The 20,930-nt window shown below is 72.0% G+C and carries 19 protein-coding genes; 13 read left to right on the plus strand and 6 right to left on the minus strand.

Features of this window, described 5'->3' with window-relative positions:
- Window positions 1-130: 130 nt before the first annotated feature.
- Window positions 131-1,519: a glycoside hydrolase family 43 protein gene (locus ACFPQ9_RS01610; protein WP_380845250.1), complete on the minus strand. Its 1,389-nt coding sequence runs from the start codon at window positions 1,517-1,519 to the stop codon at window positions 131-133.
- 221 nt (window positions 1,520-1,740) lie between these two features.
- On the opposite strand from ACFPQ9_RS01610, the gene ACFPQ9_RS01615 reads away from it, so the two are divergent.
- The gene (locus ACFPQ9_RS01615; RefSeq protein WP_380845253.1) at window positions 1,741-3,165 is read left to right on the plus strand and encodes an amidase; all 1,425 of its coding nucleotides are present in this window, start codon (window positions 1,741-1,743) and stop codon (window positions 3,163-3,165) included.
- Between the two features lie 108 nt (window positions 3,166-3,273).
- The gene (locus ACFPQ9_RS01620; RefSeq protein WP_380845256.1) at window positions 3,274-3,720 is read left to right on the plus strand and encodes a type II toxin-antitoxin system PemK/MazF family toxin; all 447 of its coding nucleotides are present in this window, start codon (window positions 3,274-3,276) and stop codon (window positions 3,718-3,720) included.
- Here the strand turns inward: ACFPQ9_RS01620 and ACFPQ9_RS01625 are convergent.
- Complete coding sequence (locus ACFPQ9_RS01625) at window positions 3,705-4,529, minus strand: TIGR02452 family protein (RefSeq protein WP_380845259.1); 825 nt, start codon at window positions 4,527-4,529, stop codon at window positions 3,705-3,707. The two genes, ACFPQ9_RS01620 and ACFPQ9_RS01625, sit on opposite strands and share 16 nt — an antisense overlap.
- 310 nt (window positions 4,530-4,839) lie before the next feature.
- On the opposite strand from ACFPQ9_RS01625, the gene egtA reads away from it, so the two are divergent.
- The 5 genes from egtA (at window position 4,840) to ACFPQ9_RS01650 (ending at window position 9,513) form a co-directional block, all read left to right on the plus strand.
- Entirely contained in the window at window positions 4,840-6,144 is a 1,305-nt protein-coding gene (gene egtA / locus ACFPQ9_RS01630; protein WP_380845262.1) for an ergothioneine biosynthesis glutamate--cysteine ligase EgtA, read from the plus strand.
- The gene (gene egtB, locus ACFPQ9_RS01635; protein WP_380845265.1) at window positions 6,141-7,481 is read left to right on the plus strand and encodes an ergothioneine biosynthesis protein EgtB; all 1,341 of its coding nucleotides are present in this window, start codon (window positions 6,141-6,143) and stop codon (window positions 7,479-7,481) included. Before egtA ends, egtB begins: the two co-directional genes overlap by 4 nt.
- Window positions 7,481-8,272 (plus strand): ergothioneine biosynthesis protein EgtC, encoded by a 792-nt coding sequence (egtC, locus tag ACFPQ9_RS01640; protein ID WP_380845268.1) that lies wholly within the window; start codon window positions 7,481-7,483, stop codon window positions 8,270-8,272. Before egtB ends, egtC begins: the two co-directional genes overlap by 1 nt.
- The gene (egtD, locus tag ACFPQ9_RS01645) at window positions 8,269-9,231 is read left to right on the plus strand and encodes an L-histidine N(alpha)-methyltransferase (RefSeq protein ID WP_380845271.1); all 963 of its coding nucleotides are present in this window, start codon (window positions 8,269-8,271) and stop codon (window positions 9,229-9,231) included. The genes egtC and egtD overlap by 4 nt, the downstream gene beginning before the upstream one ends.
- 66 nt (window positions 9,232-9,297) lie before the next feature.
- A complete protein-coding gene (locus tag ACFPQ9_RS01650; protein WP_380845274.1) occupies window positions 9,298-9,513 on the plus strand; it encodes a dodecin in 216 nt (71 codons plus the stop codon).
- Between the two features lie 19 nt (window positions 9,514-9,532).
- On the opposite strand, the gene ACFPQ9_RS01655 is transcribed toward ACFPQ9_RS01650, so the two are convergent.
- Both ACFPQ9_RS01655 and pgm read right to left on the minus strand, forming a co-directional pair.
- The gene (locus ACFPQ9_RS01655) at window positions 9,533-10,024 is read right to left on the minus strand and encodes a phosphatase domain-containing protein (protein ID WP_380845277.1); all 492 of its coding nucleotides are present in this window, start codon (window positions 10,022-10,024) and stop codon (window positions 9,533-9,535) included.
- A 50-nt stretch (window positions 10,025-10,074) separates the two neighbouring features.
- Complete coding sequence (gene pgm / locus ACFPQ9_RS01660; RefSeq protein WP_380845280.1) at window positions 10,075-11,715, minus strand: phosphoglucomutase (alpha-D-glucose-1,6-bisphosphate-dependent); 1,641 nt, start codon at window positions 11,713-11,715, stop codon at window positions 10,075-10,077.
- A 114-nt stretch (window positions 11,716-11,829) separates the two neighbouring features.
- Between pgm and ACFPQ9_RS01665 the strand changes: the two genes are divergently transcribed.
- The 5 genes from ACFPQ9_RS01665 (at window position 11,830) to ACFPQ9_RS01685 (ending at window position 16,112) form a co-directional block, all read left to right on the plus strand.
- Window positions 11,830-12,510 (plus strand): class I SAM-dependent methyltransferase, encoded by a 681-nt coding sequence (locus tag ACFPQ9_RS01665; RefSeq protein WP_380845283.1) that lies wholly within the window; start codon window positions 11,830-11,832, stop codon window positions 12,508-12,510.
- Window positions 12,511-12,678: 168 nt separating this feature from the next.
- A complete protein-coding gene (locus ACFPQ9_RS01670; protein ID WP_380845286.1) occupies window positions 12,679-13,125 on the plus strand; it encodes a DUF485 domain-containing protein in 447 nt (148 codons plus the stop codon).
- Window positions 13,122-14,726 carry a sodium/solute symporter gene (locus tag ACFPQ9_RS01675; RefSeq protein ID WP_380848325.1) on the plus strand — a complete coding sequence of 535 codons (1,605 nt, stop codon included), beginning with the start codon at window positions 13,122-13,124 and terminating at the stop codon, window positions 14,724-14,726. The genes ACFPQ9_RS01670 and ACFPQ9_RS01675 overlap by 4 nt, the downstream gene beginning before the upstream one ends.
- A gap of 103 nt (window positions 14,727-14,829) precedes the next feature.
- Window positions 14,830-15,000: a 50S ribosomal protein L32 gene (gene rpmF, locus ACFPQ9_RS01680; protein ID WP_380845289.1), complete on the plus strand. Its 171-nt coding sequence runs from the start codon at window positions 14,830-14,832 to the stop codon at window positions 14,998-15,000.
- Between the two features lie 113 nt (window positions 15,001-15,113).
- Complete coding sequence (locus ACFPQ9_RS01685) at window positions 15,114-16,112, plus strand: LLM class flavin-dependent oxidoreductase (RefSeq protein WP_380845292.1); 999 nt, start codon at window positions 15,114-15,116, stop codon at window positions 16,110-16,112.
- 26 nt (window positions 16,113-16,138) lie between these two features.
- On the opposite strand, the gene ACFPQ9_RS01690 is transcribed toward ACFPQ9_RS01685, so the two are convergent.
- Window positions 16,139-17,452: a phytase gene (locus tag ACFPQ9_RS01690; RefSeq protein ID WP_380845295.1), complete on the minus strand. Its 1,314-nt coding sequence runs from the start codon at window positions 17,450-17,452 to the stop codon at window positions 16,139-16,141.
- 169 nt (window positions 17,453-17,621) lie between these two features.
- Between ACFPQ9_RS01690 and ACFPQ9_RS01695 the strand changes: the two genes are divergently transcribed.
- Entirely contained in the window at window positions 17,622-19,955 is a 2,334-nt protein-coding gene (locus tag ACFPQ9_RS01695) for an ATP-binding cassette domain-containing protein (RefSeq protein ID WP_380845298.1), read from the plus strand.
- Here the strand turns inward: ACFPQ9_RS01695 and ACFPQ9_RS01700 are convergent.
- The gene (locus ACFPQ9_RS01700) at window positions 19,945-20,922 is read right to left on the minus strand and encodes a lysophospholipid acyltransferase family protein (RefSeq protein WP_380845301.1); all 978 of its coding nucleotides are present in this window, start codon (window positions 20,920-20,922) and stop codon (window positions 19,945-19,947) included. The genes ACFPQ9_RS01695 and ACFPQ9_RS01700 overlap by 11 nt on opposite strands.
- Window positions 20,923-20,930 lie beyond the last annotated feature (8 nt).

Genomic DNA, 20,930 nt, shown 5'->3' on the forward strand with positions numbered 1-20,930 from the left:
CAACCCCTGAACATCCCTGCGTTAGCCAGACAGACGCATGCGACAGAAGGTTGTAGAAGAGTTCTCCGAGAATTAACGAGCAAGGGCCCGTTCACACGACAGCCCTACATCTGCGTGTGGTAATGCATCGTCACGCCCACGCCCCGACCGGCACGAACGAGCTGTCCGCCCGGAACAGATCCGTGCCGTCCGCCCGGTCCACCCGCAGTTGGTAGTTGTAGTGCCGCAGGTAGGAGCCGGGGTAGTTGTACGACTCCCAGCGGATCGAGCCGCTCGCGGTGCCCGTGCGGGCGATGAACGTGGCGTCCTCGGCGAACGTCGACGTGCCGTCGTGGGTGTCGAAGCGGGCGCGGAAGTCGTAGTGGCGCAGGTACTTGCCGGACGAGTCGCGGAAGGAGTAGCCGTTCGCGTCGGCGAGGCCGGCCACGACGGTGAAGGTGGCGGCCTGCTTCTCGGCGGTGGTGCTGGAACCGCTGACCACGGGGAGGTTGAGCAGGGAGGACTGGGTCTGCCAGTAGCGGGTGGTGTAGTTGCCGGACCGGAAGGAGCGGGTGACGTTCCTCGCCAGGGTCGGGCCGCCGGAGACGGTCTCCTTGACGACCGTGAAGTGGCGGGCCGTTCCGGAGACGGCGGGCAGGGCGGCCGGGGCGGACCAGGTGGCGAAGGTGTCGTAGCTGTCGCTGTAGTAGTACGTGCCGTCGCCGTAGCCGTCGAAGAAGATGCGCCGGCCGCCGTTGTCGAGCTGGATGAGGGCGGGGCCCTCGCGGTAGCTGCCCCAGCCCGCCCAGTCGCCGGTCCTGGAGATCGTGTAGGGGCCGGTGAGTGAGCCGGCCGTGGCGTACTCGATGTACTTCGTCGTCTCGTTCTTGGTGAAGGCGTGGTAGGTGGAGCCGATCTTCACGAGGAAGGTGTCGATGTGGTTCTCGCCGATGCCGGACAGAGCGACCGGTGAAGTCCACGCGGTCAGCGCGGAGTTGGTGGCCTTCAGCAGGTACGGCGTGAAGATCCACTCGTCGTCGGTGGTGGAGCAGGACAGGATGACGTTCACACTGCCGTCGCTGTCGACGAACCACTCCGGCGCCCAGGCGCGGGAGAGGCCGGCGATCGGGACCGGGTGGTCGTACAGGAACGTCCAGTTGACCCGGTCGGTGCTGCGCGCGAAGCCGATGGTGGTGCTGGGGTCCTGCCAGGTGTGGGTCGTGTAGGTGATGTAGTAGTAGCCGTTGGTGTGCTTGAAGATGCTCGCGTCGCGGATGCGGTTGCTCGGCGGCGTGTAGGCGGAGGCGCGGGCCAGGCGGAAGTCGCTCGCGTCGTCCGACTGGTAGACGTTCACGGTCCCGTCGTCGCTGTTCAGGAACGGCACGATCGTGTACCGGGTGGCCGAGCCGCTCGGCGGTGCGGCCGCCGATGCCGTGCCGAGCAGGCCGGGGACTTCGCCCAGGACCAGCGCCGAGGCGGGCAGGGCGGCCATCGCGCGGAGCAGGGTGCGGCGGGACGGGGTGTGGGGGCGTCTGGTCACGTGCGGCTCTCCCTACGAGGTGTTCGCAATTTCGAACGCAGTTCGGAAATTCGATCAGAAGGTAGGGGTGGGGTCCGGGCGCGTCAATGGTCCGCGCACGAGGAAGCGGGACCTGGGAGAAACCTGTGGTGAACCTCGGAGCGCACCGGGCGAAAACGTTCCGCCGTCGCCCCACCGGAGGTTACCGTTCGGTAGACAACGTCGTCCCGGAGGTGCCCCGTATGACGCCCGACCGTGCCGCAGGCCTCGCCGAGTCCGCCCGTGCGCTGGCCGACGGGGAGGTGACGTCGCGGGCCCTGGTCGAGGAGGCGCTCGCGCGGATCGAGGCGACGCAGGGCTCCCTCAACGCCTTCCGGGTGGTGCGGGCCGAGGCCGCGCTCGCCGAGGCGGAGGCCGCCGACCGGGAACTCGCCGCCGGAGAGCGCCGGCCGCTCCTCGGCGTGCCGATCGCGGTGAAGGACGACACGGATGTCGCGGGCGAACCCACCGCGTTCGGCTGTTCGGGCCAGTTCCCGCCCGTCGCGGAGGACGCCGAGGCGGTACGGCGGCTGCGCGCGGCCGGTGCCGTGATCGTCGGCAAGACCAACACCTGTGAGCTGGGGCAATGGCCGTTCACCGAGGGGCCCGCGTTCGGCGCGACCCGTAATCCGTGGCACCGGGACCACACTCCGGGCGGCTCGTCCGGCGGTTCGGCCGCCGCCGTCGCCGCCGGACTCGTGCCCGCCGCGCTCGGTTCGGACGGCGCCGGCTCGGTGCGGATCCCGGCATCGTGGACGAACCTGATCGGCATCAAGCCGCAGCGCGGCCGTGTCTCGACCTGGCCGCGCGGCGAGTCCTTCAAGGGCATCACGGTCAACGGCACCCTCGCCCGCACGGTGGCCGACGCGGCCCTGCTGCTGGACGCCGCCGCCGGCAATCACGAACTCGACCCGCACCGGCCGCCGTCGATCGACGCCTCCCGGGCCGTGGGCCGCGACCCGGGCCGACTGCGCATCGCGCTCGCCCTCAAACCGCCGTTCACCGCCCTGCCCGCCCGGCTGGACCCGCAGGTGCGGGCACGGATCGTCGAACTCGGCGAGAAACTGGGCGCGTTGGGGCATCACGTCGAGGAGGCCGACCTGCCCTACGGCCAGATCGGGCTGACGTTCATCCCACGCGCGACGGCCGGTATCGCCGAGTGGGCCGACGAGGTGCCGTTCCCCGCGCTGCTCGACCCGCGCACCAGGAGCGCCGCCCGCCTGGGCCGGCTCCTGGGCGGGGCCCCGCTGCGGGCGGCCCGGCGCGCGGAGGCGGTTCTGCACCGTCGTATCGGCAGGTTCTACGAGTCGTACGACGTCGTCCTCGCGCCCACGACGGCCGCTCCCCCGCCCCGGATCGGCGCCATGCTCGGCCTCGGTGGATTCGCCACCGACCGCGCGATGATCGCCGCCTGTCCCTACGCCTGGCCGTGGAACGTGCTGGGCTGGCCCGGGGTCAACGTCCCCGCCGGCTTCGTGGGCGGGCTGCCCGTCGGCGGCCAGCTGCTCGGGCCCGCGCACAGCGAGCCGCTGCTGATCTCGCTGGCCGCACAGCTGGAGGCGGAGCTGAGGTGGCACGAGCTGTGGCCGCCGCAGCAGGACGAGACGGCGCCGAGCGCGGTCGCCTGAGCCGCACCAACTCCCCGCCCCCAGGCCCCGGCTCCGGGCCCGGAGGCTTTTCGCACGAAGACCGACCCTTCACGCCCGGCTCACGGGGGCAGCCCCTAGGGTGCCTCCGTGAGCACGTACACCGACGAGAACGTTCCGGGCCGCTTCGGCCCCACCGCCACCACCGAGGCCGACCCGCGCGCGGTCGGAAAGGTGCGCACCGAGTACTCCCCCGCGCACGACGGCGACCCCGATCCCGGCGAGATCGTCTGGACCTGGGTTCCCTTCGAAGAGAACGACGGACGGGGCAAGGACCGCCCGGTGCTCGTGGTCGCGCGGGAGGGCGGCGGGACATTCCTCGCCGTACAGCTCTCCAGCAAGCGGCACGACGGGGACCGTGAGTGGGTCGCCATCGGCAGCGGACCGTGGGACAAGTCGGGCCGCGACTCCTGGGTCGATGTGGACCGCATCCTGCGCCTGCACGAGCAGGGCATGCGCCGGGAGGCGTGCGCCTTGGACCGGGGGCGGTTCAACCTGGTCAGGCACCGGCTGCACGAGCGCTACGGCTGGACCTGACGCGCCCGGAACGCCCGGTCGAACGCCGCTCGCACCGGGCTGTCGGGCCTGCGGTCCAGGATCCCGAACACCACACGCTCGAAGGTGCCGGCGAACCGTCCGCCGGGCCCGAGCAGCTCCTGGAACGCCCCCGCCACCTGCGCGGGGTCGTTCTGGAACACGCCGCAGCCCCACGCGCCGAGCACCAGCCGCCGGTATCCGTGCGCGGCGGCCGTCTCCAGCACGCGCTCGGCGCGCACGGCGAGAGCCCGCGGCAACTCGGCCGTGCGCTCGGGTGCCGTACGACGCACGACGCCGGCGTTCGGAGCGGCGGCCGTCAGGAAACCGACGGAGTACGGCTCGTCCAGCAGGCCGCCCCGGTCGTCCCGGAAGACGGGCACGCCGGGTGAGTGGATGACACGGTCCGTGTAGAACGCGTCGCGGTGGGCGCGGTGATGGTCGTAGAACCCGCGCACCTCGCGCAGGCAGGTGTACAGCGCGGAGGCCCGGCACAGGGCCTCCTCCTGGGCCTGGGCGCCGTTCAGGAAGCCGCCGCCCGGATTGCGGGCCGAGGCGAAGTTCAGTACGGCCGTCCCGGCGCCGAGGCGGCGGGCCGCCTCCAGGCTGCTCTCGCCCGTGACCTCGAAGAACGTCTCCCCGGCAGGGGCCTGCGGCACCGTCACCGGCTCCGGCCCGTACAGGCGCGTACCGGCCCGTGCCGCCTCGATCGCCGCTCCGATGGCCACCTCGTGGCCGCCCGGCGCGCGATAGGCCCCCGCCGCCACGATCTCTTCCGTCTGCTGCGCGATCCCACGGAGGCGGGCGCTCATGGCACCACCCCCGTGGACGCCATGAACTTGCGGCCGTGCCGGCCGCCCGCGATCTCCCCCGTCGTGCTCACCCGGCCATCGTGAGCGATGCTGGTGATGCGGTGCAACAGAATTCCGGGGCCCCGCAGCCGACCGAGAACGACCGGGAAAGCCCCTGCTAACGCCCGGAGAGCAAAGATTACCGACCCGGAACGTGCCGGTACGCACTCTTGTGCGAAGCGACGCAAAGGTCTTGGGTGGGACGAGTGTGTCGACCCGGCCCCACAAGATCCGGGCCGACGGCACTCTGGACTCTCAGGAGGATCCCGACATGTCCGATTCGGTAAGTGACTGTACGGAGCAGCCCCGTACCGCAGTCACCGAAGCCGAGGTGGAGGCCCTGGTCCGGGGCATCTGCTTCAAGACCGGCCCGCCCCGCACCCTCGGCGTCGAAGTGGAATGGCTCGTCCATGAGCTGCGCAGCCCGCGGCTCCCCGTCCCGTCCGAACGACTCGAAGCGGCCTACGCCGCACTGCGGACCGTGCCCCTGAGGTCGGCGCTCACCGTCGAGCCCGGCGGCCAGCTGGAGCTGAGCTCGCCACCCGCCACCTCGCTGATGGAGTGCATCGGTACCGTCTCCGCCGACCTCGACGCCACCCGCGCGGTCCTGCGTGAGCACGATCTCGGCCTCGTCGGCCTCGGCAACGACCCTTGGCACTCGCCCCGCCGGTTCCTTCGCCAGCCGCGTTACGACGCGATGGAGGCGTATCTGGACCGGGCCGGCCCCGCCGGTCGCGCCATGATGTGCACCTCGGCCTCGGTACAGGTGTGCCTGGACGCCGGCTACGAGGAGCCGGGACCGCTCGGGCACGGGCGCCGCTGGTGGCTGGCGCACCAGCTGGGCGCGGTCCTGGTCGCCGCGTTCGCCAACTCCCCGCTGGCCGGGCGCGAACCCACCGGCTGGCTCTCCACCCGGCAGCTGTTCTGGATGGAGATCGGCACGGGCCGGGCGGGCGCTCCCCCGCTGGACGGCGATCCACGGGCCGCCTGGGCGCGGCACGTCGTGGACGCACCGGTGATGTGCGTACGGCAGGACGGCGGCGCGTGGGACGTGCCGGACGGGCTGTCGTTTCGGGAGTGGACCAGATCGGGGGCGCCCAGGCCGCCGACGCAGGAGGATCTCGACTACCACCTCACCACGCTGTTCCCGCCGGTCAGACCGCGTGGCCATCTGGAGCTGCGCATGATCGACGCGCAGCCCGGCGAGGACGGCTGGATCGTGCCGCTCGCCGTGACGACCGCGCTCTTCGACGACCCGGAGGCCGCCGAGACCGCCTACCGGGCCGTGAAGCCGCTGGCCGAACGCGCCCTGTCGCGGCCGGCGCCGCACAATCCGCTGTGGCTCGACGCGGCCCGTTCGGGTCTCGCCGATCCCGAGTTGCGGGAGGTGGCGGTCACCTGTTTCGCGGCGGCCCTTGAGGCGCTGCCCCGGCTGGGCGCCACGACCGAGGTCACGGACGCGGTGGCCGCGTACCTGGACCGCTATGTCGCCCGGGGCCGCTGCCCCGCCGACGATCTGCTGGACGAGCTCTACGGCACGGACCGCACCCTGCACGGGAAGGACATCCGCACATGACCGACCCCGCCATCGACGCCGACGCGCTCCACTTCGACGCCGAAACGCTCCGCGAGCGGGCGCTGACCACCCTGACCACCGCCCGTGCCCGCACGACCCTGCTCACCTCCTGCGTGGAGGAGCCCGACCTCACCGCGCAGCACTCACCGCTGATGTCCCCGCTGGTGTGGGACCTCGCCCACATCGGCAACCAGGAGGAGATGTGGCTCCTGCGGGCGGTCGCGGGGCGGGAGGCGATGCGCCCCGAGATCGACGGCCTGTACGACGCCTTCGAGCACCCGCGCTCCGAACGCCCCTCGCTGCCGCTGCTGCCGCCGGCCGAGGCCCGGCACTACGCCTCCGAGGTGCGCGGCCGGGTGCTGGACATCCTGGAGAGCACCGCGTTCCACGGAACCCGGCTGACCGAGGCGGGCTTCGCCTTCGGAATGATCGCGCAGCACGAGCAGCAGCACGACGAGACGATGCTGATCACGCATCAGCTCCGCAAGGGCCCGCAGGCCCTGACCGCCCCGGACCCGGACCCGGTGCCCCTGTTCACCGGACCGCCCGAAGTCCTCGTCCCCGGCGGCCCGTTCACCATGGGCACGTCCACCGAGCCATGGGCGCTGGACAACGAACGCCCGGCGCACCGGCGGGAGGTCCCGGCGTTCTACATGGACACCACGCCCGTGACGAACGCCGCGTTCCAGGCGTTCATCGCGGACGGCGGCTACGACACGGAGCGCTGGTGGACGCCGGAGGGCTGGGCGCACATCCGGCAGCACTCGATCCATGCGCCGCTGTACTGGCACCGGGACGGCAAGCAGTGGCTCCGCCGCCGCTTCGGCGTCACCGAGGTCGTCCCGCCCGACGAGCCCGTGCTGCACGTGTGCTGGTACGAGGCCGACGCCTACGCCCGCTGGGCCGGGCGCCGGCTGCCCACCGAGGCCGAGTGGGAGAAGGCGGCCCGGCACGACCCGGCGACCGGCCGCTCCACGCGCTACCCGTGGGGCGACGCCGACCCCGCGCCGGAGCACGCCAACCTCGGCCAGCGCCATTTGCGGCCCGCCCCCGCCGGAAGCTTCCCGAAGGGCGAATCACCGCTCGGCATACGGCAGTTGATCGGTGACGTGTGGGAGTGGACGGCGAGCGACTTCCTGCCGTACCCGGGGTTCCAGGCGTTCCCGTACAAGGAGTACTCGGAGGTGTTCTTCGGGCCCGAGTACAAGGTGCTGCGCGGTGGCGCGTTCGCGGTGGACCCGGTCGCCTGCCGGGGCACCTTCCGCAACTGGGACTATCCGATCCGGCGCCAGATCTTCTCCGGATTCCGTACGGCCCGCTTCGCGGGGGACGTCTGATGTGCCGTCATCTCGCGTACCTCGGCCCCGAGGAGCCGCTCGGCCGGCTCCTGGTGGAGCCCCCGCACAGCCTGTACCGCCAGTCGTGGGCGCCTCGACGGCAGCGGTACGGGACCGTCAACGCCGATGGTTTCGGGGTCGGCTGGTACGCCGACGGCGATCCGGTGCCGGCCCGCTACCGCCGGGCAGGACCCATCTGGGCGGACCTGTCCTTCGCCGATCTCGCCCGGGTCGTACGCAGCTCCGCGCTGCTCGCCGCCGTACGGGACGCGACGGTGGCGGGCGCCGACGGGGAGGCCGCGGCGGCGCCGTTCGCCGCGGGTGCCTGGCTGTTCAGCCACAACGGGGCAGTGAAGGGCTGGCCGGGCTCGATGGCGCCGCTCGTGTCCGGCGTCCCGCCCGAGGACCTGCTGTCGATGGAGGCCCGCAACGACTCCGCGTTCGTGTGGACGCTGGTGCTCGCGCGGCTGCGCGGCGGCGACGAGATGGGGCAGGCGCTGGCCGACACGGTCGTGGAGGTCGCCGAGGCGGCCCCCGGATCGCGGCTCAACCTGCTGATGACCGACGGCGAGAGCATCGCCGCGACGGCCTGGGGCGACACGCTCTGGTATCTGACCCGGCCCGACGGCGGCACCGTCGTGGCCTCCGAGCCCTACGACGACGATCCGCACTGGCAGGAGGTCCCCGACCGCACCCTCCTCGCGGCGAGCGGCACCGATGTGCTGCTCACCCCGCTCAAGGACCCCAGCGACACCCTGGTACCCGCACCACCGAAGGAGCCCCGCACGTGAGTCCGTTCCTTCTCACCCGCACCCTGCCCGAGGACGCCACCGACGCCGCACTGCGCGCCGATGTCCACAAGGGCCTGACGAGCACGCCCAAGACGCTGCCGCCGAAGTGGTTCTACGACGCGCAGGGCAGCGAACTCTTCGAGAAGATCACCGAGTTGCCCGAGTACTACCCGACACGGGCCGAGCGCGAGATCCTCGTCGGCCGGGCCGGCGAGATCGCCGCGGCCACCGGCGCCCGCACCCTGGTCGAACTGGGCTCCGGCTCCTCCGAGAAGACGCGGTTCCTCCTCGACGCGCTGACCGGGCTGCACACGTACGTGCCCGTCGACGTCAGCGAGAGCGCGCTCAGCCAGGCGGGACACGCGCTGATCGAGGAGCGGCCGGGGCTGGACGTACACGCCCTGATCGCCGACTTCACCGCCGGGCTGGTCCTGCCGGACACACCGGGGCCCCGGCTGGTGGCGTTCCTCGGCGGCACGATCGGCAATCTGCTGCCGACCGAGCGCGCCGCGTTCCTCGCCTCCGTCCGCGCCCTGCTCTCCCCCGGTGACGCGCTGCTGCTCGGCACGGATCTGGTCAAGGACGAGAAGGTCCTGGTCGAGGCGTACGACGACGCCGCCGGTGTGACGGCCGCGTTCAACAAGAACGTCCTGACGGTGATCGACCGCGAGTTGGGCGCGGACTTCGATCCCGGCGCCTTCGAGCATGTGGCGGTCTGGGACCGGGACAACGAGTGGATCGAGATGCGGCTGCGCTCCCGCACGGAGCAGACGGTGAAGGTGCCCGCGCTGGACCTCGCCGTGCACTTCGCCGCCGGTGAGGAGATGCGCACCGAGGTGTCGGCGAAGTTCCGCAGGGACGGTGTCCGCGCGGAACTGTCGGCGGCCGGGCTCGAGCTGGCGCACTGGTGGACGGACGGTCAGGGCAGGTTCGCGCTGTCACTGAGCGTGGCGCGGTGACGGACGGCTCGCGCGTTGCCCCGCCTTGGGGCACCGTGGAGTGACGCGTGTGAGAGGAGCACCCACATGTCGAACCACACCTACCGGGTCACCGATATCGTCGGCACCTCGCCCGAGGGCGTGGACCAGGCCATCCGCAACGGTATCGAGCGCGCCTCGCAGACCCTGCGCAACCTGGACTGGTTCGAGGTGACCGAGGTGCGCGGCCAGCTCGAAGAGGGGCAGATCGCGCACTGGCAGGTGACCATGAAGGTCGGCTTCCGTCTGGACGAAGCCGGGTAGCACACCCGGCCCCAGGTCCTCAGGTCCGCCCCTCCCGCTCCTGCGCCGTCCTCAGCGCTGCGGAGGGGGCGGTCCAGCGCGCCCGTACGACGGTGAAACCGGCCCGTTCCGCGTCCTCGCACACGAGCTCGTCGTCGTCCACCAGCACCCGGATCTCACGGGTGCGGGCGAGATTGCGCAGGATCGTCAGCTTGGTGCGCCGGGCGGGCCTGCGGTCGTCGTTGCGCCGCATGTACACCCGCCCTTCCGGCAGCCCGTGCGCCGCGAGCCAGTCGAACGTGTCACGACGGCAGCGCTCGGGGCGCCCGGTCAGGTAGACGACCTCGCACTCCTCGGCGCTCTCCCGCGCCATCGCGACCCCCTGCTCGATGGGCGGGTCCTGCGGGGCGGCCGCGAAGAAGGCGTCCCAGTCGCGCGGCTTGCGCTCCAGGAAGCGCTGCCGGTGGGCGGTGTCGGCGAGCGTGTTGTCCAGGTCGAACACCGCGAGCGGGGGCTTGTTGCTGTCGGTCACAGCAGTCACCTTAGATCGACGGGCCACGTCACCCGCGCGGCCCGTCCACGTCAGGCGCCCAGCGCCGCCAGCACCACCGACCTGGCCTCCTCCTGGACCCGGCTCAGGTGGTCCTGTCCGTGGAAGGACTCCGCGTAGATCTTGTAGACGTCCTCCGTGCCCGAAGGGCGGGCCGCGAACCAGGCGTTGGCGGTGGCGACCTTGATGCCGCCGAGGGCGGCGCCGTTGCCGGGGGCCTCGGTGAGGACCGTGGTGACCGCCTCGCCGGCGAGGGTGTCGGCGGTGACCTGGCGCGGGGACAGCTTGGCGAGCAGCGCCTTTTCCTCGCGGGAGGCGGGGGCGTCGACGCGGGCGTAGGCGGGGGCGCCGAAGCGGTCGGTGAGCGCGGCGTAGTGCTGCGACGGGGTCTTGCCGGTGACCGCCGTGATCTCGGAGGCGAGCAGGGCCAGGATGATGCCGTCCTTGTCGGTGGTCCACACCGAGCCGTCGCGGCGCAGGAAGGACGCGCCCGCCGACTCCTCGCCGCCGAAGCCGAGGGTGCCGTCGGCCAGGCCGTCCACGAACCACTTGAAGCCGACGGGGACTTCTACGAGCGTGCGGCCGACGTCCGCCGCGACCCGGTCGATCATGCTGGACGACACCAGGGTCTTGCCGATCCCGGCCCCCGCGGGCCACTGCTCCCGGTGGGAGAAGAGGTACGAGATCGCCACGGCCAGATAGTGGTTGGGGTTCATCAGGCCCGCGTCCGGGGTGACGATGCCGTGCCGGTCGGCGTCGGCGTCGTTGCCGGTGGCGATGTCGAACCGGTCCCGCTGCTCGATGAGCGAGGCCATGGCGTACGGCGAGGAGCAGTCCATGCGGATCTTGCCGTCCCAGTCCAGCGTCATGAAGCGCCAGGTGGGGTCGGTGAGCGGGTTCACCACCGTCAGGTCGAGCCCGTGCTGTTCGGCGATACGGCCCCAGTAGGCGACGGAGGCGCCGCCGAGCGGGTCGGCGCCGATGCGTACGTCGGCGGCCCGGATGGCGTCCAGGTCGAGTACCTCGGGCAGGTCGGCGACGTAGGCGCCGAGGAAGTCGTGGCGGCGGGTGCCGGGTGCCGCCAGGGCGCGGGTGTAGGGGATGCGCCGTACGTCCTTCATGCCGCCGCTGATGATCTCGTTGGCGCGGTCCTGGATCCAGGACGTCGCGTCGGAGCCGGCGGGGCCGCCGCTGGGCGGGTTGTACTTGAAGCCGCCGTCGGCGGGCGGGTTGTGCGAGGGGGTCACCACCACGCCGTCGGCGAGGCCGGAGGTGCGGCCGCGGTTGGCGGTGAGGATGGCGTGGGAGACCGCCGGGGTGGGCGTGTAGCCGTCGGCCTGGTCGATGAGGACGGTCACGTCGTTGGCGGCGAAGACCTCCAGTGCCGTGATCCGGGCCGGCTCGGACAGGGCGTGGGTGTCGGCGCCCAGGAAGAGGGGGCCGTCGGTGCCCCGGGCGGTGCGGTATTCGCAGATCGCCTGGCTGGTGGCGGCGATGTGGTCCTCGTTGAACGCCGTGGCGAGGGCGGATCCGCGGTGTCCCGAGGTGCCGAACGCCACGCGTTGCCCGGGCTCGGCCGGGTCGGGGTGCAGCGCGTAGTACGCCGTGACCAGACGGGCCACATCGATGAGGTCCTCGGGCCCGGCGACCTGCCCCGCTCGCTCGTCCTGCATGTCCCGGCTCCTCCGCAAGGGTCGACCGTTGGGTACGGCCCTCATTCTCCCCTGCCGGGCCCGCCGGGACGCGCACCGGGCGCCCGTTGTGGCACGCGTCCCGCGGATGCGACGATGCGGGTCGGCGAGCGAAGGGACACCGACGTGAGGCACGAGGACCAACGGCCGCCCGCCGCCGTGCTGTTCGACGCGCTGGGCCCGGACTACGAGAAGGCGTTCGCCCATGCCCCCGCGCATGTGGCCGCGCTGGAGTGGCTGCTCGAGCGGCTGCCGCCGGCCGCTCGGACGCTGGACGTGGGCAGCGGCACCGGACGGCCCACCGCGGCCGCCCTGATCGAGGCGGGGCACTCGGTGCTGGGCGTCGATGTCTCCCCCGTCATGGTCGAACTCGCCGCCGGCCAGGTCCCCGAGGCCGAGTTCCGCTGCGACGACATCCGGGACCTCCCGCTCGACGCGGACTCGTTCGACGGCGTGTGCGTGTTCTTCTCCCTGCTCCAGATGTCCCGCGCCGAGCAGTCGGCCCTGCTGCGACGGCTGGCCCGGGCCCTGAGGCCCGGCGGTCACCTGGTGCTGGCCACGGTGCCCGCGGACGTGGAGGACGTCGAGGTCCGGTTCCTGGGCCACCGGGCCCTGGCGACGAGCTTCTCCGAGGACGACCTCACCGACGTCCTGGACACAGCGGGCCTGACGGTCCTGACCCGCCACGACACCACCTTCACCCCGTCCCATCCCGACGCCGGTCCCGAACCCCATCTCTTTTTGTATTGCCGCCGGGAAGAAACTCCCGCACGCTGACGCCCGGGCCGAATTCATCACTCCGGTTGATTGTTCAAAGAGGCCGCTGACATACTCCGGATTCCGGCTCAAGCCGTTCCGTCCGCCGCTCCCCCCCACCGTCAAGCGTCCCCCAACAGACCGCGCTCATCAGCGCGTTCGGCATGACGCAGCGAAGAAGGTGCGCCTGTGCCCGAGTTTTCACCATGGCACGACAATTCCCTCACATACGGTTCGCCGAATAGCGAACCGGCGCCGGTCAAACGCATATCCGAAGACCCCGAATTTCAGTCCCTGCGCCGCACCCAGCGCAGGTTCGGTGCCCGCGCGACGCTCCTGTCGGTCGGCGGGTTCCTGCTGTATGTGCTGCTGTCGCACGCCGTTCCCGGCCTGATGAACCAGCGCCTGACCGGTGACCTCACCCTCGGCCTGGCCATCGGCCTGGGGCAGTTCGCCGTGATGGGCCTGACGGCCTGGTGGTACCTGCGCCATATGCGCACCCGGGTCGACCCGATCGCCCGCGGCCTGGGCTCGCGCCTGCATCAGCACGAGACGGGCCGGCTCCGCGCACCCGCCCGGCACGGCGAAGCAGAGAAGACCGTCCGTCCCGGCCCCAGGGGGTACCGCACGTGGTGACGACCCTGTCCGAAGGCATCGTCGACCGGTTCAGCCTGCAACTGACGTTCGTACTGTTCCTGTCGGTGGTCGTGGTCACGCTGTTCATGGCACTGCTCACGGCCCCGCAGCGCGACGAGATCAGCGAGTTCTACCTCGGCAACCGCACCATGTCCCCGCTCCGCAACGGCCTGGCGATGTGCGGCGACTACGTGTCGGCCGCGACACTGCTCGGCAGCACCGGACTGGTCGCCCTCACCGGCTACGACGGTCTGCTGTACCTCGGCGGCACCGTGGTCGCCTGGATGACGGTGCTGCTGCTGATCGCCGAACCCCTGCGCCGCGCGGGCAAGTTCACGCTCGGCGACACCCTGGCGCTGCGCCTGACCCGGCTGCAACGGCCCGCCCGGCTCGCTCTGGCCGTGTGCACGCTGACCATCACGACCCTCTACCTGGTCGCCCAACTCGTCGGCAGCATCGCCCTGCTGACCCAGTTCACCGGCGAGCCCGGCCCCGCCACCCGGACCCTGTGCGTGATCGTCATCGGCACCGTGGTGATCGTGTACGCCGCCATCGGCGGCATGCCCGGCGCCACCGTCATCCAGATCATCAAAGCCGTCATGCTGCTGGCCGGCGTGACGCTCACCGCCGTCATGGTGCTGCACCGCTACGACTGGAATCCGGGCGCCCTGCTGTCCGCGGCCGCCGACCACAGCGGGACCGGTGACCGGTTCCTGGAACCGGGGCTGCGCTACGGCGCCAGCACCACCAGCAAGCTCGACTTCTTCAGCCTGGAGCTGGCGATCGTCCTCGGCCTCGCCGCCCTCCCCCACGTCCTGATGCGGCTGCTCGCCCCGCGCAAGGTCGACGTCCTGCGCTCCTCCCTCGTCTGGGCGGTGGGCCTGGTGGGGCTGGTCTGCCTCGCGGCCGGCGTCCTCGGCCTCGGCGCCACCGCCGTCGTCGGCCGGGAGACCATCGCCGAGACCGACCACAAGGGCGACGCGGCCGTCCTGCTCCTCGCCAACGCCCTCGGCGGCGGGATCCTCACGGCCCTGCTGTCCTGCCTCGCCTTCGTCACCCTGCTCGCCGTCGCCGCCGGCCTCACCCTGGCCGCCGCCTCGTCGCTCGCCCACGACCTGTACGGCGAGGTGATCCGCCGGGGCCGCGCGAGCGAGACCGAGGAGCTGCTGGTGGCCCGGCTCTCCGCGGTCGTCATCGGCGTCCTCGCGATGCTGCTCGCCCTGGTCTCCTGGGGCGCCAACACCGCGACGCTGGCGTTCCTGGCCTTCGCCATCGCGGCGTCCGCGATCCTGCCGACGATCGTCTACACCCTGTTCTGGCGCCGCTTCACGGGCGAGGGAGCGCTGCTCAGCCTCTGGGGCGGCCTGGTCTGCTCGGTGCTGCTGGTGCTGTTCTCGCCGGTGGTCTCCTCGACACCGGGCTCCTTCTATCCGGACTCCGACTTCGCCTGGTTCCCGCTCCAGAACCCGGGCGTCGTCTCCATCCCGGCGGGCTTCCTCCTCGGCTGGCTCGGCACGGTGCTGAGCGACCGGCGGCAGCCGCAGGACGCCGCCGCCTACGAGGAGTTCGAGGTCCGGATGCTGGTGGGTGCCAAGGAGTGAGCGCAGGGTGTCGGCGGGCCGGAGCACACCTCCATTGTTAATGGGATCCATTTTCATGTAGCTTCCTCGGTGTTCCTTCCCCGAGTTCACCGAGGATGCCCCCATGGCCGTTCCCAAGCGGAAGATGTCCCGCAGCAACACCCGCCACCGCCGCGCCCAGTGGAAGGCGGTCACGCCGTCGCTCGTGCCCGTGACGGTCGACGGCGTGCGCCACCTCGTGCCGAAGCACCTGGTCAAGGCGTACGAGCGCGGACTGCTGCGCCCCGAGGGCTGACCGGCAATGCCCGACGACCGCCGCCACGGGCACACGGCGCCCCTCGTGGCAGACCAGGGGCGTCTCTGAGGACCGCCGAGGAATCCTGTGGGCTCCCAGGTGTTGAACCCTGTATGAGCTCCGTGATCGCCGCGACCCGCTTCTCCGTCCTCGACCGCTCCCGCACCCGCGAGGGCCATACGCACGCGGAGGCGCTGCGTGACACCGTGGGGCTGGCGCGGGAGGTCGAGGCACTCGGCTATCACCGCTTCTGGGTCTCGGAGCACCACGGCGTGCCCGGTGTGGCCGGTTCGGCGCCGACGGTGCTCGCCGCCGCCGTGGCCGGTGCGACGCACACCATCCGGGTCGGCACCGGCGGGGTGATGCTGCCCAACCACCGACCGCTGATCGTGGCCGAGCAGTTCGGGGTGCTGGAGTCCCTCTTCCCAGGACGCATGGACATGGGGCTCGGGCGGTCCGTCGGCTTCACCGACGGCGTGCGCAGGGCGCTGGGCCGCGACAAGGGGGACGCGGAGGACTTCGCGGCGCAGATCCAGGAGCTGCTCGGCTGGTTCCGCGGCACGTCGCCGACCGGGGTGCACGCCCGGCCCGCCGAGGGTCTGACCGTGCCGCCGTTCGTGCTGGCCATGGGCGAGGGCGCGGACATCGCGGCCCGCGCGGGGCTGCCGATGGTGATCGGTGACCTGCGGAACCCGGAGAAGATGCGGCGCGGGATCGACCACTACCGCGACCGCTTCCGGCCCTCGCCCTGGGCGAGCGAGCCGTACGTCGTGATCTCCGGCACGATCGCGGTGGCCGGCACTCCCGAGGAGGCCCGGCGGCTGCTGGTGCCGGAGGCCTGGTCGATGGCCCACTCGCGCACCCACGGCACCTTCCCGCCGCTGCCGCCCGCCGAGCGTGTCGAGACGCTCACCATGACGGGCAAGGAGCGCGGCTTCTACGAGGGCGGTCTGACCGGTCACATCGCCGGTACGGAGGAGCAGGTCGCGCACGAGCTGGAGACGGTGCTGAAGGAGACCGGGGCGCAGGAGGTGCTGGTCACGACGAGCACGTACGACCGTGCGGCGCTGCTCGACTCCTACCGGCGGCTCGCCCGGATCGCAGAGGCGTGATCCGGGCGGGCCACCGGGACGGTGCGTCAGTGCGTGTCGCGCGGGTCGAAGGACTTGGTGTCGATCGTCAGCGGCTTCGGGAACGCGCCGGCCACCGACTCCCAGGGCGTGAACTTGAAGTTGGTGCCCTCCCGGTCGCCGTCCGCGGGCGTGGCCTCGCCGTCGTGGGTGACCAGCAGACCCTTGGGGAAGGACCGGCCGAGCGGGACGTTGACGACGGTCGCGCCGTCGGAGTGCTGGACGCCGTCGGTGGCGGCGCTGTCGGTGACGGCGAAGGAGCCGAGGTAGGCGTTACGGCCCTGGCGTTCGTACACGGCGAAGGTGTTGTCGCCCTGGCTGGAGGCGAGCAGGTAGCCCTTGCCGTCGGCGGCGTGGTAGATCGCGGCGCCCTCGGCGTCGGCGCTTAGGTGGTCACCGCCGAAGCCGGGGTCGTGGGCGGTGTCGATGACGCACTCCTCCTCGGCGTCATAGGTCCACGGCGTCCCGTACTCCCGGACCCGGTCGATCAGCTCGGGCCGCTCGAACTCCTCGTCGTCGAGCTCGACCCGCCACAGCCCCACGTCCTCCTGGGCGGCGTACAGGACGTGCTTCTCCTGGTCGACGACCATGCCCTCGACCTGTGCGTGATCGCCCGGGTCGGCGCACGGCGTCCAGCTCTTGCCGTTCGGCAGGGTGAAGGAGCCGGGCAGATCGAGGGTGTCCTCGGTGCGGTAGCCGACGCGCCCGCCGCGGTCCTGAAGTCGCAGCAGCCGTACGCGGGTCTCCGAGCGGCGCGAGACGACGGCGTAGGCGTTGTCGTCGTCGCTGAAGGCGGCCAGGCCGTAGGCGGTGCGCTGGTCGTCCACCTCGGTCTCGCTCGTGGAGAAGACCGGTGCGGCGTTCGCCGCCGTGACGTCCCGCAGCGGAGGCCGGCCCGCGGCCACCGCGGCCGGGTCGATGGCGTAGGCCCGCACCCGGTCCCGGCCGCGGTCGCTGACCAGGGCCAAGTCGGTCTTCCTGCCGCCCAGTTCGAAGCCGTGGACGACATCGACGTTGTTGAAGCGGCCCGGCGCGGCGTCCTCGCCCGGCGCCGCGGGCGCGGCTATGTGCTGAAGGCGCCGGCCGTCCAGGTCGTAGACGTCGAGACCGGCCTCCTTGAGCGTGGCGATCACGAAGCTGCGGCCCGGGTTGCGGGGGTCCACCCAGACGGCCGGGTCGTCGGCGTCGGCGTTGCCGCCCGCTTCGTCGTCGTACACGGCGGGGGTCTCCACGCGCGCGGAGACGGAGACCGGCTGCGGGGCGGAGCCGCCCGTGACCATCAGCAGCGCGGCGGTGAGAGTGCTCAGAGCGGAAGCGCTCACGATACTCCTCGGTAGGAAGAGAGACTGGCGAGACGCTATGGGCGACCGGTGTGGGTGAGCCGACGTCGTCGTGAACAACAGATGGCTCATGCCGGTACCGTGCCTGGTTCGCATACAATCGCGGGGTTTGCCCGACCCCTGACGGCCCACCCTCCGGAGCGTCTGCCCCATGCATTCCCCGCACGACCCGAACGTCCGTGTCCGTGGCGCCCGCGAACACAACCTCAAGGGCGTGGACGTCGACATTCCGCGGGATGTGCTGGCCGTGTTCACGGGGGTGTCCGGGTCGGGGAAGTCGTCGCTCGCCTTCGGCACGATCTACGCCGAGGCGCAGCGCCGCTACTTCGAGTCGGTCGCGCCTTACGCCCGCCGGCTGATCCACCAGGTCGGCGCGCCGAAGGTGGGCGAGATCACCGGCCTGCCGCCCGCGGTCTCCCTCCAGCAGCGCCGCTCGGCGCCGATGTCGCGCTCCTCCGTCGGCACGGTCACCAATCTCTCCAACTCCCTGCGCATGCTGTACTCGCGGGCGGGTCGGTATCCGCCGGGCGCGGAGCGGCTGGACTCGGACGCGTTCTCGCCGAACACGGCAGCCGGGGCGTGCCCGGAGTGCCACGGGCTGGGACAGGTGCACCGGACGACCGAGGAGTTGCTGGTCCCCGATCCCGCGCTGTCGATCCGGGAGGGCGCGATCGCGGCCTGGCCGGGCGCGTGGCAGGGCAAGAACCTGCGCGACATCCTCGACGCGCTCGGGTACGACGTCGAACGGCCCTGGCGCGACCTGCCGGCCGACGAGCGGGAGTGGATCCTGTTCACCGACGAGCAGCCGGTCGTCACCGTCCATCCGGTGCGCGACGCCGACCGTATCCAACGGCCGTACCAGGGCACGTACATGAGTGCCCGGCGGTATGTGATGAAGACGTTCTCCGACTCCAAGAGCGCGACCCTGCGGGCGAAGGCGGAGCGGTTCCTGGCCGCCGCGCCCTGTCCGGCGTGCGGCGGCAGCAGGCTGCGGCCGGAAGCGCTGGCGGTGACCTTCGCGGGGCGCACGATCGCCGAGCTCGCGGCGCTGCCGCTGGTCGAACTGGCGGGCGCCCTGGAGGGCGGCGATTCGGAGACGGCCCGTGTTCTCACCGAGGACCTCACGTCCCGTATCGGGCCCGTCGTCGAACTCGGCCTCGGCTACCTCAGTCTGGACCGGGCCACGCCCACCCTCTCGGCCGGCGAACTCCAGCGCCTGCGGCTCGCGACGCAGCTCAGGTCCGGGCTCTTCGGTGTGGTGTACGTCCTCGACGAGCCGTCCGCGGGACTGCACCCGGCCGACACGGAAGCCCTGCTGCGGGTGCTGGCGCGGCTGAAGGCGGCCGGGAACACGGTGTTCGTGGTCGAGCACCACCTCGACGTCATGCGGGGCGCGGACTGGCTGGTCGATGTGGGGCCGCGGGCCGGTGAGCACGGCGGGCGGGTGCTGCACAGCGGTCCGGTGGCCGATCTGGCGTCGGTCGCGGAGTCGGCGACGGCACGCTTCCTGTTCGACGACTCCCTCACCGCCGTACGCCAAGTACGCGCCCCGCACGGCCAGTTGAAGGTCGGCCCGGTGACCCGGCACAACCTGCGCGGGGTGACCGCCGAGTTCCCGCTCGGTGTGTTCACAGCCGTCACGGGCGTCTCCGGCTCGGGGAAGTCGACCCTCATCGGCGAGATCACCGAGGATCTGGTGGGTGTGGGGCGCCTGGTCTCGGTCGACCAGAAGCCGATCGGCCGCACCCCGCGCTCCAATCTCGCCACCTACACCGGCCTCTTCGACGTCGTGCGCAAGGTGTTCGCGGACACCGGTGAGGCGCGGGCGCGTGGTTACGGCGTCGGGCGCTTCTCGTTCAATGTCGCGGGAGGGCGCTGCGAGACCTGTCAGGGTGAGGGGTTCGTCAGCGTCGAGCTGCTGTTCCTGCCGAGTACGTACGCGCCGTGCCCGGACTGCGGCGGGGCTCGCTACAACGCCGAGACGCTGCAAGTGTCGTACCGGGGATGGAACATCGCGCAGGTGCTGGACCTGACGGTGGAGAGCGCGGCGGAGTTCTTCGCGGACACCGCGCCGGTGGCCCGGAGTCTGGCGACCCTCCTCGACGTGGGCCTCGGCTACCTCCGACTGGGGCAGCCGGCCACCGAGCTGTCCGGCGGCGAGGCGCAGCGGATCAAGCTGGCGAGCGAGTTGCAGCGCGGCCGGCGCGGCCACACGCTCTACCTCCTCGACGAGCCGACGACCGGGCTGCACCCGGCCGATGTCGAGGTGTTGATGCGGCAGTTGCACGGGCTGGTCGACGCCGGGCACACGGTCGTGGTGGTCGAGCACGACATGTCCGTCGTCGCGGGCGCGGACTGGGTGATCGACCTGGGGCCGGGCGGCGGTGACGCGGGCGGACGCATCGTGGCGGCGGGTCCGCCCGCTCGGGTGGCACAGGAGACGGGGAGCGCGACGGCTCCCTATCTCGCCCGGGTCATGCCGTGAGGGGCTCGCGGGACGGGGCAGGCGACACCGGCTGATCCGTCCCGACGGTCGGCACCGCGCGCTGCTGCCGGGGAACCCGGACCTGACGCGCCTCCGGCAGCGCGGACGCCTCGGCCGCCTCGGCCAGGGAGCGGCGGTCGAATCGGCCGCCCGGCACGATCGGCTCCCTCACCTCCGCCTCCGCGACCAGTTCGCGTGCTCTGACCACCCGCCACACCGACGCCAGCAGCGAGTCGTCGCCGACGAAGGCGGCGGCCGTGCCGGACGCGCCGCCCGCGAGGCCGTAGTGCAGGCGCACCGGCTGCACGGGGACGCCCGCGTCCAGGGCGGCCTGGAAGGCGGCGCGACGGAAGCTGCCCTGGGCCCGGCCGCACCAGGTGCTGCCCTCGGGGAAGACGGTCACCGCCTGGCCGGCCCGCAGCGCATCCGCGATCCGGGCCACCGTCTCCGGCAGGGCGCGGATCCGGTCCCGGTCGATGAACAGGGCGCCACTGCGCGCGGTCAGCCACCCGGCGACCGGCCAGTCACGGATCTCCGACTTGGCGAGCATCCGGGCCGGGCGCACGGCGGCGAGCAGCGGGATGTCGAGCCAGGAGACGTGGTTGGCGACCAGCAGCAGCCCGCCCCGGGGCGCTTCGGGCCCGGCGATCCGTACCCGGACCCCCGCGGCCCGTACGACCCACCGGCACCACCGGCGGACCGCTCCGGCGGGGATCCTCCCACCGAACGGCATCCCGGCGCACCCGACGATCAGCAGGAACAGGACCGCCACGACGCGCAGCGCGGCCAGCGGCATGGCTCTGGCCGGTCCCGTCGCGTCGATGCAGGTCCGCGGGGTGCAGGGAGCGCTGGGCCGCCACAGGGTTCCCGCGTCGGCCGCGTGCCTCGTGCTGCCCGCGGCCGGGGTGCCGGCCACGGGGGCGATCGCCGTGGGGACACCCACGGCACCGAGGGAGGAGGTGCTCATGGCCGCCA

The organism is Streptomyces coerulescens, from assembly GCF_042657965.1.
GTDB classification, from domain to species: Bacteria; Actinomycetota; Actinomycetes; order Streptomycetales; family Streptomycetaceae; genus Streptomyces; species Streptomyces coerulescens.